This window comes from Cohnella massiliensis, from assembly GCF_900169535.1.
GTDB classification, from domain to species: domain Bacteria; phylum Bacillota; class Bacilli; order Paenibacillales; family Paenibacillaceae; genus Cohnella; species Cohnella algarum.
Map to the genome: position 1 here is coordinate 67,281 of NZ_LT821258.1, position 16,312 is coordinate 83,592.

The window sequence follows — 16,312 nt, forward strand, 5'->3', positions numbered from 1 at the left end:
CCGGGCTTTCGCAAAATCACCGTTTAACCGTTTTCGTTCGATTTCATCCGATCAAGCGACGTCGTTTAATGGAAATGGGCTCGAAGACCGTCTAGATCCCGTCAGTCCTCGTCGTCGTCCTCGTCCGGTCGGGCCGTCCGGCGCGGCAGCAGCCAGCCCGACCATAGCAGGCCCGCGGCGAGCGCGATCAGCCATGCGCCGGCCGAAAACGGCCGGGCGGGAAGCGCGGCGGCGAGCCACAACAGCAGCGCCGCGGCCGTGCCGGCAGCGCGGGAAACGGCCGCAGCCGCCGGCCGGCGCTTGTCCGCCGAAAGCGGCACCGCAGCCGCGCTCTCCGCGAAACGTACCCGGCCCAGCTCGGTGAGCTGAAGGCCGCCGGCCGCCACGCCGACCGCATAAATGATCAGGTCGATCGTCGGCTGTTGCACGAACAGGGCAAGCGCGGCCATGAGCGCGTTCCACCGCCAAAAAGCCCCGAACGCCTCTCCCCGCACCAACGTTTTCGCATACAAGTACGTCCACGCCGATCGGCTGCGCCGCGGAAGCAAATCCGCCGTCCACGCGATCCAATCCCGCTTGGCCGGTTTCGCCTGCTCCGTCTTCACGTCGACAAACCAGCCCAAAAACCGCATCCATCTCCGGCGGGTCGCGCCTTCCTCGGCTATCAGCGCTTCCCACGGGACCTCGTAGCGCGCCGGCAAGCGAACGACCAGCGCCAGCAGAAGGCAGCAGAGCGCGGCGAACGCCGCCGCCGGCCAGAACGGCTTGAGCAGCAGCGCAGCCGTCATGACGGCAACGGCGAGCCAGCGAAGAAGGCGGAGAAAGCGCCGCAAGGCGGCGGCGACGATCCGGCGTTCCTGCCACGCAAGCCAGGAGCTGCAGCCGCCCAGCAGGACGAACGCGAGCCCAACCGCCCATAACGGCCGCGCTTCGGCAGCGGAGGCGGTTTCCGGCGCGCGGACGTAAAGCGGCGCAAACGCCGCAAACGCGACAAGCAAACGAGCTCCGGCGGCGACGATCGCCCGCCGAAGCCGCGGCCGGATGACCGTATCCGCCAAATCCGTCTCCAGCGGCAGCAAAAAGATCGTATCCGACGGCTGCAAATAAGTGCGCAACGGCGTATAAACGGCGACGATCGCAAGCCCTGCCACCCCGACGGCGGCGGCCGGCCAACCGGCCGGCATATCGGTCAGCAAGCCGACGTAACCCGATATGAGAAAAATGGCGATAGCCGAAAAAACAAGCCCGCCGCTCTGAAGAACATAGCGAAAATAGGGCACGACTTCTTTGCGGAACTCGTCTGCCCGCCTGGCGCGAAGGGCGGGCAGCTCCTCGCGGGAACGCCGCTCCTTATTCACCGGGCTTGCCCCTTTCTTCGGCCGACAAAACAAGCGTTTCGAATGCGTCGTCCAACGAATCGGCGCCGTCCGCCGCGGCCTTCACCGCATCCGGCGTACCCGCCGCGAGGACGCGGCCCTGATGCAGCACGACGATCCGGTCGGCGCGCCGTTCCAGCGCGGGCAAAATGTGCGAGCTGAGCAAAATGGCCGTGCCTTGCTCGCGAACGTCGTCGAGCGCGCCGATCAGCGCCCGCGTCGCCAGCGGGTCCAAGCCGAGAAAAGGCTCGTCGATAATAAGCAATGGAGGAGCCACAAGCAGCGCGTTCATCAGCATAACCTTTTGTTTCATCCCTTTGGAAAGGGTGTCCGGCAAAGCGTTCACCGCCTTGTCCATCCGAAACGTGGCCGACAGCCTGGCGGTTCTCCGGTCCGCTTCCCCGGGATCGAGGCCGTAAGCCATCGCCGTCCACCTTAAGTGCTCGCCCACCGTTAGATTCGGAAACAGGGAAGGCTGTTCCGGCACGTAAGCGCAGGAGGAACGGTATTTGTCGCGGTCTTCCTCGAGGCGCACGCCCGAAATGCGCACTTCGCCTTCGTGGGGCATCATCAGGCCGAGAATATGCTTGATCGTCGTGCTCTTGCCGGCTCCGTTCAAGCCGATCAGGCCGAGCATTTCGCCCGCTCCGACGTCGAACGACACCTCGTGAAGCACCGGCTTGCGCCGGCTGTAGCCTCCCGTCAGCCGTTCTATTTTCAACACTGGCGTCATGTCCCTTCCCCCTTCTTTATATCAAATTATACTCGAGCGAAAACGCAGGCACAAAAAGGGAAAATCTAAAAAACCGGCCCCCGCTAATTCCAGCGGGGCCGGTTTTCCATTTTGCCATGTCCAGAACGGTTGGGCCGCGATCCTGCGGCGGCTTGGCGACGGGCGCGACCGTTACGATTGAATCGCGATTTTGGTGACGGCGTTGGCTGCAATCGTGACGATGACGGATTGGTTGGGCGAAAGCGCTCCGTTCCCGCCCGAAATGACGACGTTATCCGCCACATTGTAAACGGTAATCGCCGCGGAGCCGTTCACCGTTTTCGAGAGCGACAGCGTCGCTATTTTGCCTTGCGCGTTCAAGGTGAACGATCCGACCGTGCCGTAGTCGGTCGTTTCGATCGTCTGCTGCGCCGTTTTCGTCACTTCGATGAACACGACTTTGCCCCCGTACGTGCGGGCGAGCACGGTATCGCCGACCTGCACGGCCGATACGTCGACTTTCTTGTCTTCGCGGAACACGAAGACGTCCGTGCCGAGCGCGAGCGCGACGGAGCTGCCGTCCGGCTTGGTCAACGTCAGCGTTCCGTAAGTTACGGACTGAACCGAGCCGGCAACCGCCTGCGCTTCTTCTTCCGGAAGCTGCTCGCCCGCGCGGTCCAGCAGCGTAGCGAGCTCCGCCCGCGTCACCGGCTTGTTCGGCTTGAACGTGTTGTCCCCGTAACCGGTGATCAGCCCTTTTTCCAGCGCCACCGCAACGTATCCGACCGCTCCCGCCGGAATTTCCTTCGCATCCTTGAACGTCAACTGCGTATTCATCTTGGCAAGCGCTTCGTCTTCCAGCTTGAGCGCTTTCACCAGCAAAATCGACGCCCACAGCCGATCGGCGGCTTTTTCCGCCTGCACCGACGTTTCGGTTTCCGCAAGGAGATCGTTTTCCAGCGCCACCTTCAGGTAGCCGATCGCCCACGGAAATTTTTTCTTCACTTTGTCGAAATCTTTAAAGTTCAACGCCGCATTCATGTTTTCGGCTTTTTCCGCTTCGTCCTTCAAGCCGAGCAGCCGGACGGACGCCACGATCGCTTCGATGCGCGTAATGCTGCTGGCCGGTTTGAAGCTTCCGTCTTCGTAGCCGTTGAACACTTGCCTGGAGGCGAGCCGGATAATGTGCTTGTACGCCCATTTCCATTCCTTTTCGCTCAAATCGCTGTAGCGAAGATTGATTTCCCCTTTGGCCGATTGCCGTTTGCCGTTGCCGTTGCCGTTATCCTTGCCTTTGGCATCCGCATAGACGCCGGACAAGCTTCCGGCCGCCAGCCCCACCGCGAGCGTCGCAACGGTCGTTTTCCGCAGGACGGAGCGGAATTTCCGTTTTTTCGTTTCTTCGAAAGGCATGTTCATGTCCATCCATCCCCTTATTTCCGAATTTTCGGCGCTTGCCGGCCGCTCGGCCGTTCGCCGCTATTTATACCGTTCGGGGACTTCGGGAAGATTGGTTGGGTACGCGATTAAAAATAAGGCTCAAGCCTTAAAAAAAACCGCCGTCTTGGTTGACGGCGGTACTATTGTCGTATCCCGATGCCTTCCGAACCCGAATCGGGCCTGCGAAAAACCGGGATTTATTCCGCCGGAGGCCGGGACTGCTCCCGCTTTTCCTTCAGCCAGCGCGGCGCGCCTTTGTCTTTATTCTTCTTTGCCCGATCGGTCTTGGCTTTCGCCGGGCCGGACGGCGCGCGGGCCGGCTTCGGCTTCGGCGGAGCGCTGTCCGGCTTGCCGTGCATGCTGCCGTCCGTTGCCTTGCCGTTCATCATGCTAGCCGCTTTGCCTTTCATCGTGCCATCCGCTTTCCCGTTCGCCCTGCCGCCCGAAAAGCCGCTCCCCCTGCTCGCTTCACGAGCCGGGGCCGCCTTCTCGCCTTTGCCGGAGAAGGCGGCTTCGTTGCGCGGACGATCCGCTTGTTTCGCCGGCGCGCGTTTGCGTTCGGCTTCGCCCGCCCCGATCACTTGCCCCTCGCGCAGCGCCTTTTCCTCGAAATCGACGCCGAGCTTCTTCGCAAGCTTGCCGATAATGAATCTTTCCTGCGGCGAAACGAGCGTAACCGAAACGCCCGACCGTCCCATCCGGCCGGTCCGTCCCGCGCGGTGGACATAATGGTCGGCATCGAGAGCCGGCTCGAATTGAATGACGAGCGGCAACGACGGAATGTCGAGCCCCCTCGCGGCCACATCGGTCGCGACGAGCAGCTTCGTGCGGCCCTCCCGGAACTTGCGCAGCGCTTCGCTGCGGTCGTTTCCGCCCGTGTCGCCGTATAGGGCTTCCACCGTAAAGCCTTCGTATTTCAGCTTGGCGACCAGCTCGGCGATTTTCTCCGTATCGTTGACGAAGATCATGGCGGAGGACGGCTTGACGGATCTTGCGATCCGGCGCACCGTATCGATCTTGTCCCGGCGATCGCAGACGAAAACCCAATGTCCGATCGTGTCCGGAAGTCCCGCAGCCGTACCGTTGTTCGCCGCCTCCGCGACGAACGGCTCCTTCAGCCATCGGCTTTCCGCTTCCCGCATCGCTTCCGTCCGGGTGGCGGAAACGAATACCGTTTGTCGTTCCCTCGACGTTCCGTGCAGGATCGCCTCCACGTCTTTTTTGCCTCCGAGCGAAAAAACGCGATCCGTCTCGTCGACGACGACCATGCGCACCGCCGGCAGCGGGAGCTTTTTGCGCAGGACGATTTCCCGTACCCGGCCCGGCGTTCCGACGACGAGCGCGGGACGGTTTTTCATCCGTTCCAGTTGACGCGACAGCGCGGCGCCGCCGATCAGGGCGACCGTCTTGATGCCGAGCGGCTCTCCGTAATGTTCGGCGACGCGCACGATTTGCATCGCCAATTCCTGGGTCGGCGCCAGCACGATCGCTTGCGTCTCGCGTCTGTCCGGGTCGAGCCGCTGCAGCAGCGGCAGCAAGTATGCAAGCGTCTTGCCGGAACCCGTCGGCGAGCGCAGCACGGCGTCCCGCCCGGCAAGCAGCGGCGGCCATGCTTCCGCCTGGACTTCCGTCGGCTCGGCGATGCCCGCCTCGGCCAGTTTATCGGCCAGTCTCGAATCGATGCCCAGCGAAGACGCCGAACGGGCTTCCCGCTTTTCCTCTTCGCCGGCCCGAGGTTCGTTAAAAGGCATTTCCTTTTCGTTCATTTCGTTTGCTCCTTCATCGCGTTGAACCGCTTCCGCCCGGTCATGGAGCCGGGCGGCGGCGGTCATTTCTTATTCGTCAGGCGAGCGACGATGCCGCTCGTCCATCCCGGAAACAGCTGGACGATCCGGGCCCCGGCCGATCCGAGCAGCGGCAAATCCTTCTCCGCCCTCCTGCTTTCCATTACGCTTATGATCGCGTTGGCCACTTTTTCCGGCTTCATCATAAACCACCGGACATTGCTGACATAGGTGCCGCCGGGATCGGCGCGCTGAAAAAACGGCGTGTCGATCGGCCCCGGATTGACGGCCGACACGGCGATGCCTTCCCCGCTCAGCTCTTGCCGAAGCGCGGACGTAAATCCGAGCAGCGCATGCTTCGAGGCGGTGTAAGCGGTCGACTTGGCCGTTCCGAGCTTCCCGGCGATCGAGGCGACGTTTACAATATGCCCTCCGCCGGCTTTTCGCATATAAGGAAGGGCCGCTTTGACGCACCGGACGGCCCCCATATAATTGACGTCCATCATATTCTGGAAATGGGACAGCGTCGCTTCGTCAAACGGCACGAATTCGCCGTAGCCGGCATTGTTGAGCAAAATGTCCATGCGTCCGAACCGCTCCCAAACCCGCTCGGCCGCGGCGCTAACCGCCTCCGGGTCGGTCACGTCCAGCGGGAACGCCGCATGCTCGCTTCGGATCGAAGCGGAAACGTCGGACAGCTTGTCCGCGGACCTCGCGGTCAGCACGGGGATCGCGCCTTTTTCCGCAAGCTTGCGGGCGGTCAGCGCGCCGATGCCGCTCGACGCGCCGGTAATCCATACGACGCGCCCTTCAAGCGATTGTCTCACCATTCGGATCACTCCCGGAACGTTCTTCTTTCCATCATACACCAATCGGGCCGCCATCCGGTAATCGCGCTTCCCGAAAGCAAAAAAAAATAGCCCCGAAGGGCGCGACAATCGCCTTGAAGCCATCTCTCCGAAAATGCCGTCAAGCGATCAAAACCTGAATTTCCAATTCGCCGATCCCGTCCATAATAAGCGGCACCGTCAACGCCCGGCCCGGCGAAAAATCCCGCACGGCGTCGGACTGCAGAACGCGAGGCGGCGTGATGTCCACCCGCACGCCCTGGTTGAACAGAAGCGTGCTCGCGTTCCCGCTGATCATATTGCCGAGTTCGGAGATGGCGCTTTTCCCCATTTCGTCGATTTCCGTTATGACGAATCCGCCCATCATCGCCGAAATCATCCGCAACGCGACCGCTTCGCTTAATCCGAATACAATATTGCCGTTAACCTGGCCCGTCATCCCGATATGAATCCATACGTGGTGGTCGATCAACTGAATGTCCTTCAACGTAAGCTGGCCGGTGCTAGGCCGAATCTGTACCATCTGTTCGATGACATTGCTCGCGGATTCCAAAAATGGGTTGATGAATTCTGCCTTCATAAGTTTGAACGCCGCCCCTCATCTCGTTTGCCCGACATCCTGCTTAGGTCCGATACGATTTCCTTTATTATACTGTAATCAATTGGACAAGTATACTCTTATTCGGGAAAAAATAGTCCGCATGGACGAAAATCGGCTCGAACCCGCATGAATATTGTCGAAGACGAATGGATGAATATGCAAAAATAGTCGTTTATCCCTATACGCGCTTCGAACCCTAACCCTTCGATTGCACAGTTGGAACGGTTTTGCAGGTCAGGCACAAATGGCCTATAATAGGTTTGTTGACAAAAGGATTTTATGCCTCTTTATTAACCTGATAAATAATTTAAATTTAGGGAGGCGCTTCCATTGAACATCAGCCAGCTGGAAACGATGCTTACGATTTCCAAAACGCTAAGCTTTCGGAAAGCCGGTGAATGGCTCAATCTGACGCAGCCCGCCGTTTCCGCGCAAATCAAAAGCCTGGAAGACGAATTCAAGGTCGTGCTGGTCGACCGCAACCATCCGGTCGCGCTGACGGACCGGGGCAAAGTTTTTCTGGAGCATGCGGAGCGAATACTGGCCATCGTCGAGGAGCTGAAGCAGAAGCTCGCCGATCTCGACCATATTCCCCAAGGGCATATCGTGCTCGGCACGACCGCCTCGATCGCCATCCAAATTTTGCCCCGCGTCCTTTCTTATTTTCAAAACCAGTTTCCGCTGATCAAGACGACGATTATGTCCATGCCCTCGTCTCAAGTGCTTGCGAGCGTGGAAAACGGGACGATCGACGTCGGAATCGGCTACTTGTCGGAGCGAAGCGCGCAAGTGGAAACGTCGACGCTCTACTACGATACGTTCGAGCTCGTCGTCTCTCCGGATCATCCGCTCGCATCCTTCGACGTCATCAACGTGGGCATGCTGAAGGACGTGCCGATGATTCTGCTCTCCCCGGACACGCAAGGCCGCAGGTTTGTCGACCGGGTTTTCGGCGCATACCATATTCAGCCGAACGTCGTGATGGAGCTCGGCAGCAGCGAGGAAGTGAAGCGGATGGCCGAGCTCAACCTCGGCGCCGCCGTCGTCTCCAAGCTTTCCATCGCCGCCGAATTGAAGCGGGGAAGCCTGAAGATGATCGCGGTGCGGGAATTCGACGCCACCCACCCGGTCGGGGTCATCACGAAATCGGGTCGTTACATGAACAGCGCGATGCGGCAATTTATTAGCGATTTGAAGGGCATGCCGGAAGATCAATTTATCGGCAGCGAATAACAAGCGCTCATTTCAAGGAGGAATTCGGATGGAAAAATTCGATCTGCACACCCACCATTACCGCTGCGGCCACGCCGAGGGCACTATCGAGGATTACATCGAAGCGGCGATTGAAGCCGGTCTTTCGGCCATCGGAATTTCCGACCATTCGCCTTATTTCGCAAGAGAGGAAGATCACCCCCAGCCCGGCATTTGCATGGCCAAAAGCGAATTCCCGAACTACGTCAAGGAAGTGCTGGAGCTCAAAAAACGATACGAAGGAAAAATCGAAGTGCTGCTCGGCGTGGAGTCGGACTTTTATCCCGATCAGATCGACTTGTATCGCTCGAGCTACGCCCCTTACCCGTTCGACTATATTATCGGCTCGGTGCACCAAACGAGGGGCGTCAGCATTTTTAACCGAAACCGCTGGAAGAACCTGGACGAAGCGCGAAAAACGGAGGAAAAACGCCACTACTACGAACTCATCCGCCACTCGGCCAAAAGCGGCCTGTTCCAGGCGCTCGGCCATATCGACGCGATGAAAGGCTACTACCCGGTATTTTCCGAAATTCCCGGCGCGAAAAAGGAAATCGACGAGGCGCTGAAGGCCGTCGCCGAGCACGATATCGCCATCGAAATCAACACAAGCGGAAAGACGAAGGATTGCGGCGGCTGGTACCCTTCCGACGAAATTTTGGAACGGGCGCTGCATTTCGGGGTCGACGTTACGTTCGGTTCGGACGCCCACGTGCCGAAGCGGGTCGGGGACGAATGGGAGGAAGTCCGCAAGCGGCTCAAGGAAATCGGGTTTTCCCGCTGGGTCTATTATCGTCAAAAAAGCAAAGTCGTCGTCGCTCTGTAACCTTATTCCCAAAAAAAAGAACCCGTCCAGGCAGACAGGCTCGTCAAGAAATGAAAAAGGGGGTCTTGGGGTTCATTATAGCCCCGGAATACGACAAAATCGTAACAGTCACATTTCATTTGTATGACAAAGCTCCTATCGAAAGTGAATCGCAACCCGGAAAGGTGATCTTGTCGTGTGGTGGTTTACGCTTGCCGTAGGCAGCGCGGTCGTGTTCGGGTTGGCCGGGTTGTTCATGAAGGTCAGTCAAATGCGGCGGGGCTCGACGACCGCCATGCTGCTCGGCTTGTACGCTTCCGGCACTTGCGGCTTTTGGCTTCAAGCCGCCGGTTCCGGCGGTTGGACCCCGTTCGATTACCGCATATGGATCGCCGGCGCCGTCATCGGGCTGGGTTCGGCCTGGGGAAACCTGCTGTTCATGAAGGCGCTGGATTGCGGCCCCGCCAGTCTCACTTCGCCTCTTACCAACAGCAACATCGTTCTTGTCGTCGCGATGGGCGCCTTCTTTTACGAAGAAGCCGTAAGCTTGGCCGGCATCGCCGGCGTCGTTTCCTTGCTTGCCGCCGTCGTCTTGCTGTCCGTAAAGCCCGGAGCAGCGAGCGCCGAAGCCGGCAAACGCTGGTTCGCGCTCGTGATCGCGGCCACGCTTTTGTTCGCGTTCCGCAACGGAGGGCTCAAGGTAACGGCGGAAATGGGACTCGACAATGCGTCCGTGCTATGGTCGGGGTATTTGCTGTCGTTTCTCTGGTTTGCCGCCGCGACGGCCGCAGGTTCGAGACGGAGCTCCGCGGGCCGAAGCGCCGCCGCGTCTTTCGGCTCATCCTCCGTTCGGACGGGACTTGCATGGGGGCTGGCGGCGGGAATAGGCTCGTACGGAGGCTTGCAATTGTATTCGGCCGCTCTGCTGGCAGGCCCCTCCCACCTCGTCGCGCCGATTTTCGCCACGAACAGCCTCGTCGTCGCGCTGGGCTCGTTGCTGATTTTCAAGGAAAAGCTCGGTCCCCTCCAGCGCGTCGCCTTTTTGCTTTTGATGGCAGGCCTCGCGCTCGTTCGGATTTAATTCCGATCGGCATTTACTAACTTTTGTTAAGTTAATATTCGTTGTATTGTATCTTCTTTCTTTTCGGTGATGGATATGCTATAATGCCTAAAGAGAGGGGGGATTCGGATGGACTACTCCAAAATGTGCCCCAAGTACGAAGCCGCCGCGGAATTGCTCGGCAAGAAGTGGACGGGGCTCATCATTCGCGTACTGATGGGAGGTCCGAAACGGTTCAAGGATATCAAGGAACAAATCCCCGATATGAGCGACAAAATGCTGACCGACCGCATGAAGGAGCTGGAATCGCTCGGAATCGTCAAACGAACCGTTTATCCCGAAATGCCCGTGCGAATCGAGTATGAATTAACCGAAAAGGGTCAAGACCTTGAAGACGTGACCAACTCGATCCAAATCTGGGCCGAGAAATGGATATAAGCGGATAAGCCCGAAGCCGAAACGAAGCGGCTCTCGGGCTTTGTTGTTTCAAATTCCGCCGTTTCGGCCAAACTGGCAGGAATTGCGCTATTCGGCCCTTTTCTTTTTCGCTTTTTTCGGCTATCATTCGACACATGCATGCAACTTGTACGGTCGCTTGGTCGTCATTTCTTTGGAGGCGAATTTAATGAAACTTAGACAATGGGGCATTCTCGCGGTGGTCGTGGCCGCCGGCATTTGGGGAGCGTCCGAATACGGCAAATGGAACGTATGGGGAAGCGTTTCGGAAACGGCGCCGTCTTCCAAGCCGGCGCAAACCGGAGGTTCGGCGGCTCCGTCGGGAACGGCTGACGGCGCGGCGACGGAAGGGCCGGCGGCTTCCCCGGGATCCGGCGCTACGGCCGGGGAAGAACAAGCCGGCGGCGGACAAGCCGGCTCGGACGGCGATACGCAAACGTCCGCAGGCGGCTCGCTCTCGGAGGCCGTCGAAGCTATGCTCCGCGAGAACGCGCCGGACGCGACGATCGCGACCGGAAACGACGGCCTGGCGGTCGTAACCAACGAATCCAGCCTCCTCGTGCTCGTCAACAAAAAGCGAAACCTGCCGTCGGACTACGTGCCGGACGACCTCGTCGTTCCGGACGTCGCGTTTTCGTTCTCCGGCGATTCGCCGAAGAAGAAGCTTCGCAAGCCGGCGGCCGAAGCGCTGGAGGAGCTGTTCGCGGGAGCGGAGGCGGACGGCATCGAGCTTAAAGCCGTATCCGGATATCGCTCGTACGCGACGCAAAAATCGATCTTCGAGCGCAACGCCGAGCAGAAAGGCGAGGAAGTCGCGAACCGGACAAGCGCGAAGCCCGGCCAGAGCGAGCATCAAACGGGGCTCGCGATGGACGTATCCAGCAAAAGCGCCGGCTACGCGCTGGAAACATCGTTCGGCGACACGAAGGAAGGCCAGTGGCTGAAGGAGCATGCCGCGGATTACGGCTTTATTATCCGGTATTTGAAAGGCACGGAGGATATTACGGGCTACACGTACGAGCCTTGGCATATCCGTTACGTCGGCAAGGAAATCGCTCGGGACGTCATGGAGCAAGGCGTTACGCTGGAGCAATATATGGAGCAATTTTCGGGAGCGGTCGAAGTATCGGCGTCCTGAGAAGCAGACCGAACGGCCGGATTTCCGGCCCGCAAAGCTTCAAAATATCTGTTCAAATGAAACGGCGGCGCCGGGAAAGCTCCCAAGCGCCGCCGTTTCTTTATTTTTCCCTATTATTCGCTGCCGGCCGCCTATCGAGCCCGCGGGCCGCTTTCGGGACTTTACAGCTTCAGGTTCAGCAGTCGGCTGATCACGACGGCAGCCTGGGCTCTGCTTGCCACGCCTTTCGGCAGGAACAGGTCCGCGCCGACGCCGGTAATGACGCCGTTCTCCGTCAGAAGCGCGACGGCTTCTTTGGCGAAGGAAGCGATGCTGCCGCCGTCCTTGAACTTGCTCAGCGCGGCTTCGCCGTCGGCTGTTTGCGCGCCGGCGACAAACTTCAGGACGTTGGCCGCCATTACGGTTATTTCCTCGCGGGTAATCGGACGGGCCGGATCGAACTTGCCTCCGCCTACCCCTTGAACCAGGCCGAGCTTGACCGCCGAGGCGATATACGGATAGCTCCACGAAGACGAGCTCACGTCGCCGAACGATACGGTTGCCTCTTCGTCCAGCAGATCGAATGCCCGAATCAGCATCGCCAGGAATTCGGCGCGGGTGACTTCGCGTTGAGGCGCGAAGGTGCCGTCGCCGACTCCGTTCACGATGCCTTTGGCCGCAAGTTCCAAGATGGCGTCCGCGGCCCAAGGCACGGAGTCCAGATCGTTGAACTCGGGCGGCTCAGGCGTTCCGGGGTCGGTCGGCGTTTCCGGCTCGGCCGGCGCTTCCGGATCCGCAGGCGTTTCCGGACTCGTCGGCGTGCCCGGATTCGTCGGAATCGGATTATAATTGTACGGGCGTTCCGTCACGCCGTCGTCCATCGTTTCGTTTTCCCCAAGCTCCGGAGCCGCGGCGTAGATGGCATTGGCCAGCAGGCGGAACTGGGCTTGCGGATGATCCTTGTTCAAGGAATCGGAAGCGAATACGGTAATGTTAAGGCCGTTTTGCTTATACAGGAAGCCTGCATATTGTCCTTTCGCATTGTCGCGGGTCGGCCACCAGCCGGCCTTGAAGAAATCTTCGCCGTCTCCGATCCGCGCCAGTTCGATTGCGCCTTCCGGCAAAGAGGTAATGTATGAGCCGGTGTTCGTGTACAAATAATCGGTTTCCGCGTATGGCGCCGTGATGACGTTGTCCTGGGCGAAAACGGCTTTGTACAGCCCTTCGTACGAGCTTTGGGAGGTGAAGGCGAATCCTTCCTCCGTCAGCAGACTGTTGTTCCTCAAGGCGTTCATGCCCGTTCTGCCGAAGCCGACGTACGGCTTGCCGGCCAGAATTTCGTTCTTGTTGACCGAATTGACCAATACGCCGCTTGCAGACGCGTCGGAGGAAACGGTGAATCCGAGCTGTCTGAGCACGAAATCGGTTACCCGGTCGGAAGTGCCCACGACGGGCGCCTTCAGCACTTTGCCTTCTTTGCCTCCGTCATCCGGAAACGGAACGAGAGTCAGCAAATATTTCGCTTTCAGACCCTTCAAGTTCGCATAGGATACGAGGAAGTCGCCCTTTTCGTATCCTTCCCCGCCCTCGCTCAGAAGCGTAACGGATTTGCCGGCCGCGATCAATTCGTTGACCGCTTGAATGGCCGCGTTGCCGTTGTTGCGGATAATGTAATGCGTCGAGTTGCCGGGGAAAGACGTTTCCGGAACGGATACGGCGTTCACCTGGCTCGTCCTTCCCGAAAATACGCCCGATTGACGAACCGCGACGAGATCAAAGCCTCTCATTACCGGAAAATCCTGAATGATGTCCGAATACATCGCCGAAAAATCGGAAACGTCGATCCCGTCGTACAGCACAAGGTTCGCAAACCCGCGTTTCGCCTGATGCATGTTGACGACATAGGTACCGGCCGGATAGGGAACGCCCTCCAACGCGACGGGCTCGATCGTTTGTTCGACCTTGACTCCGTTTCGAAGCAGGTACTGCACCATTTTATAAACCTCCACGGGATTCTTCTGCAGCTCGGAGTTAACCGGGAGGACGTAATATTCCGGGAAGAAGTTTTCGTGCTCGCCTCTCGGGCGACCGATTACTTCGTCGGAAGCGTTGATCAGATATTGGTCGACGTTACGGTTGTCTTCGTTTTCGATGCCCCGCTTGAACACTTCAAGCTGATTCAGGAAAAGCTTGTCCTTATTTTCCACGACGTAATTCGTCGCGGCCAGAAGCGTGTAATATAGGGCATCCGCGGAATCCTGGTTCAGCTCCGGAATTTCGATCGTGTGACCCAGCGCGCCGTGGTGCATGGCGAATACGGCGGTATAAGCCGGGGAAGCGTCGTCCCAGCCGGTTGCATAGCCGGAATCCGTTCCCCTTTGATGCTCTTCGTACGGAATCAAATAGGAATCGTACTTCGTGTTGGCCACCCCGGCCCGGCCCATCGCGTTCGCCTGCTCCAGCATGTTGTCGATCAGCAGGTCGTATTCGAAATTGGGATCGTGCGGCGGCGTGCATGGCTCGATCAGGAATTCGCCGACAAAACCGTGCAGATCCAGGAAGCTGAGCGGCGTCCACTTGGCGAGCTCTTCCATCACCTGTTGCGTTTCCGGCTGCGTCTGATAGGAGTTATCCCGGTTGAGGTCGAATCCGGCCGCATTCGCGCGGGTGTTCAAATAGCGTCCGTCCGGGTTTTCCGTATAATCGAGCAGGAAAATGACGTTGTCGAGCGCCTTGTCGATGTCCAGCACAACCGTTTGCGGAGTGCCGGAAGCGTCCGTCGTTTCGTACGTTACGTATTCATCGGTAAGCAGCGTATCGAACATCGTAATGATGGCGTCCACGCCCGGCGCTTCGTCGGGATGGATATTGTTGATCCAGATCGGCACTTTATAGTCGCCGAGCGAACCGCTTTTTACTTTCTCCTGAAGGGCTTCCGGGTTATTGAGCATCATCGGCATCGTTTCGTTCAAATACTGGTCGACCGATGCTTTGTCCCTGGCCACGATCGAGAAGTGGATATCGCGGCCCTGGCCGGACTTGCCGATGACTTTGTACTCCGCATACCGTCCGTCCACCCGGTCGGGGCTTTCGGCAATGGCGTCGATCGCCGGCTTGATCTCGTCGTACGTATGGTAATCGTCGTATACGTTCAGCTTGACGGGGGCTTTGGCGATCGTTTCCCCTGCGCCGTCAAGCACGGCCAGATCGTACGTTCCGATGAGCGCCGGATACCGGGAACGGAAGGATCCGGACAGATTGCTTGTCCCGTAGACCAAGTCGAAGGTGACCTTCGCGGTTACCGTCGTTCCGTTAACGGTCGGCGGCTCCTCCAAATAAATGAATGGAGCTCCGTTATAGCCGGCGGGAGAGGGAGAGGTGCTCCAGCTTTTCCATTCCGACAGCGGCTTGCCTCCGAACGTCCATTGCAAATCGTTCAAGGTCGAGGCGTTGAGCAGTTGGAATTCGACGTCGATGGTCCGTTTTTCGGTCATGGACGCCTTGTCGGTGCTTACTTGCAGTTCCTGAACCGGAACCTCGAGCTCCAGCACGAGATGGGTCAAAACTTGCGTAAACGTGCTTAACCGCTCTTCGATTCGTCCGGGATAGTTGGCGGAAATGTACTCGAGATTATCCTTGGGCGTATGCCAAATTTCCCCGTCCTGCTCGGTTTGCGTGTACCCGTCCAAATCCCCCAGCGTCCAGTTGGTTGCTTCAAGGTAGCCATAAGGGATGCCGGCTCTTTTGAACGGGGCATGGTCGCTCCAGTCTCCCGTCGTTCCGGCCGGATAATCGGGATTGATCCCCGGGTTCGTTTGAAGGTTCAAGCCGAGGCGCTCCGCAATGGCAAGCCCCTGATCGCGCACGAAGCCTTGCTCGCCGGCCCCGCCGTAAATATACATGTGATCGCCGACGGCCAGGCTGTCAAGATTGATCATGGCGACCGTGTTTTTCTTGTCCTCGTCGCTCATCTGGGAAACGTAATAATTCGACCCGCGCAAGCCTTGCTCCTCGGCCCCGAATGCGACGAACTTGACCGTGTACGGCGTCGGCAGCTGCGCTACGTTTTTCGCCGTCTCGAGCATGACGGCTACGCCCGAAGCGTTGTCGTCCGTTCCCTTTCCGGCGCTGACGGAATCGAAATGCGCTCCGACAATCAGGACTTTAGGGGAAGCGCCGGGCTTCGTTGCGACAATATTCTGCGTTTGCACCGTCGTGCCCGAACGGGTGTAGCTGAAATCCTGTCTCGCAACGTCCAACCCCATCGCGGCAAATTGCTCCGCGATATAATCCCGGGCGTAGACGTCCTGGACGCTGCCGGCGACGCGCGTGCCGATTGTCGAAGACAAATATTCCAGGAACTCGTAAGCCAAATACCCCGGGGAACCGGGCAGCAGCGAGGTTTCCGCCTGGGCGGCAAGCGAAATTTCCGATTCGCCGGTTTCCGTCGCATAGACGGACTCGGCAACGGAACTTGCCTCCGTTCCGTTCGTTTCCTCTGCGAAGACCGTCGGAGCTGCCGCGGAGAACAGCAGCAGGAGCGCCATCAGCAGGGAAACCAGTTTGTTGGTCGCCTTCTTCTTGAACATGGTGTTCCTCCTTTTTTATTATGACGACGAATGATAGATTAGAAGACGTTCTCCAGCTGCAAAACCCATCTATGTCATCCTTCATCCCTCCAAATCCCGTCATCTGCGCTTGTCTATGTATATAATATACAAAATACCATATACTATATTTTGTATATTATATTTTGTTAGGTAGTATAACATCGACTTTACATTTCAACAATAACTTGCGTATCCATATCTTATTTATTAAGAACTTTCGTCAAAATGCTCCTTTGTTCGCCGGCTTCCATC

Annotated in this window: 12 protein-coding genes; 5 read left to right on the plus strand and 7 right to left on the minus strand. The window is 58.4% G+C overall.

What is annotated here, in order from left to right; translation table 11 throughout:
* Positions 1–101 precede the first annotated feature (101 nt).
* The 6 genes from B7E11_RS10020 to B7E11_RS10045 all read right to left on the minus strand — a co-directional run bounded on the left by B7E11_RS10020 (position 102) and on the right by B7E11_RS10045 (position 6,740).
* Positions 102–1,358 carry an ABC transporter permease gene (locus B7E11_RS10020; protein WP_176220678.1) on the minus strand — a complete coding sequence of 419 codons (1,257 nt, stop codon included), beginning with the start codon at positions 1,356–1,358 and terminating at the stop codon, positions 102–104.
* Positions 1,351–2,109 (minus strand): ABC transporter ATP-binding protein, encoded by a 759-nt coding sequence (locus B7E11_RS10025; RefSeq protein WP_080833963.1) that lies wholly within the window; start codon positions 2,107–2,109, stop codon positions 1,351–1,353. Before B7E11_RS10025 ends, B7E11_RS10020 begins: the two co-directional genes overlap by 8 nt.
* A 171-nt stretch (positions 2,110–2,280) precedes the next feature.
* Positions 2,281–3,507, minus strand: a complete 1,227-nt coding sequence (locus B7E11_RS10030) for an S-layer homology domain-containing protein (protein WP_245809671.1) — start codon at positions 3,505–3,507, stop codon at positions 2,281–2,283.
* Positions 3,508–3,725: 218 nt separating this feature from the next.
* Entirely contained in the window at positions 3,726–5,294 is a 1,569-nt protein-coding gene (locus B7E11_RS10035) for a DEAD/DEAH box helicase (RefSeq protein WP_245809672.1), read from the minus strand.
* A 62-nt stretch (positions 5,295–5,356) separates the two neighbouring features.
* Entirely contained in the window at positions 5,357–6,142 is a 786-nt protein-coding gene (locus tag B7E11_RS10040; protein WP_080835405.1) for an SDR family NAD(P)-dependent oxidoreductase, read from the minus strand.
* Positions 6,143–6,281: 139 nt separating this feature from the next.
* Positions 6,282–6,740 (minus strand): chemotaxis protein CheX, encoded by a 459-nt coding sequence (locus B7E11_RS10045; protein ID WP_080833964.1) that lies wholly within the window; start codon positions 6,738–6,740, stop codon positions 6,282–6,284.
* Positions 6,741–7,091: 351 nt separating this feature from the next.
* Here B7E11_RS10045 and B7E11_RS10050 point away from each other — a divergent pair, with 351 nt between their 5' ends.
* From B7E11_RS10050 to B7E11_RS10070, 5 genes are all read left to right on the plus strand, one after another.
* Positions 7,092–7,994, plus strand: a complete 903-nt coding sequence (locus B7E11_RS10050; protein ID WP_080833966.1) for a LysR family transcriptional regulator — start codon at positions 7,092–7,094, stop codon at positions 7,992–7,994.
* Between the two features lie 28 nt (positions 7,995–8,022).
* Positions 8,023–8,838 carry a histidinol-phosphatase gene (locus B7E11_RS10055; RefSeq protein WP_080833968.1) on the plus strand — a complete coding sequence of 272 codons (816 nt, stop codon included), beginning with the start codon at positions 8,023–8,025 and terminating at the stop codon, positions 8,836–8,838.
* 175 nt (positions 8,839–9,013) lie between these two features.
* On the plus strand, positions 9,014–9,898 hold the full coding sequence (locus tag B7E11_RS10060) for a DMT family transporter (RefSeq protein WP_080833970.1): 885 nt from the start codon (positions 9,014–9,016) through the stop codon (positions 9,896–9,898).
* Between the two features lie 108 nt (positions 9,899–10,006).
* A complete protein-coding gene (locus B7E11_RS10065; protein WP_080833972.1) occupies positions 10,007–10,315 on the plus strand; it encodes a winged helix-turn-helix transcriptional regulator in 309 nt (102 codons plus the stop codon).
* Between the two features lie 187 nt (positions 10,316–10,502).
* The gene (locus B7E11_RS10070) at positions 10,503–11,471 is read left to right on the plus strand and encodes a M15 family metallopeptidase (protein ID WP_080835409.1); all 969 of its coding nucleotides are present in this window, start codon (positions 10,503–10,505) and stop codon (positions 11,469–11,471) included.
* 161 nt (positions 11,472–11,632) lie between these two features.
* Here the strand turns inward: B7E11_RS10070 and B7E11_RS30615 are convergent, their stop codons facing one another.
* Positions 11,633–16,039 carry a M20/M25/M40 family metallo-hydrolase gene (locus B7E11_RS30615; protein ID WP_080833973.1) on the minus strand — a complete coding sequence of 1,469 codons (4,407 nt, stop codon included), beginning with the start codon at positions 16,037–16,039 and terminating at the stop codon, positions 11,633–11,635.
* Between the last annotated feature and the right edge of the window lie 273 nt (positions 16,040–16,312).

Excerpts from the sequence above, each read along its gene's own strand:
- B7E11_RS10025 (WP_080833963.1), bottom strand. The coding sequence starts at position 2,109 with ATGACGCCAGTGTTGAAAATAGAACGGCTGACGGGAGGCTACAGCCGG.
- B7E11_RS10030 (WP_245809671.1), bottom strand. The coding sequence starts at position 3,507 with ATGAACATGCCTTTCGAAGAAACGAAAAAACGGAAATTCCGCTCCGTC.
- B7E11_RS10035 (WP_245809672.1), bottom strand. The coding sequence starts at position 5,294 with ATGAACGAAAAGGAAATGCCTTTTAACGAACCTCGGGCCGGCGAAGAG.
- B7E11_RS10040 (WP_080835405.1), bottom strand. The coding sequence starts at position 6,142 with ATGGTGAGACAATCGCTTGAAGGGCGCGTCGTATGGATTACCGGCGCG.
- B7E11_RS10045 (WP_080833964.1), bottom strand. The coding sequence starts at position 6,740 with ATGAAGGCAGAATTCATCAACCCATTTTTGGAATCCGCGAGCAATGTC.
- B7E11_RS10055 (WP_080833968.1), top strand. The coding sequence starts at position 8,023 with ATGGAAAAATTCGATCTGCACACCCACCATTACCGCTGCGGCCACGCC.
- B7E11_RS10065 (WP_080833972.1), top strand. The coding sequence starts at position 10,007 with ATGGACTACTCCAAAATGTGCCCCAAGTACGAAGCCGCCGCGGAATTG.
- B7E11_RS10070 (WP_080835409.1), top strand. The coding sequence starts at position 10,503 with ATGAAACTTAGACAATGGGGCATTCTCGCGGTGGTCGTGGCCGCCGGC.
- B7E11_RS30615 (WP_080833973.1), bottom strand. The coding sequence starts at position 16,039 with ATGTTCAAGAAGAAGGCGACCAACAAACTGGTTTCCCTGCTGATGGCG.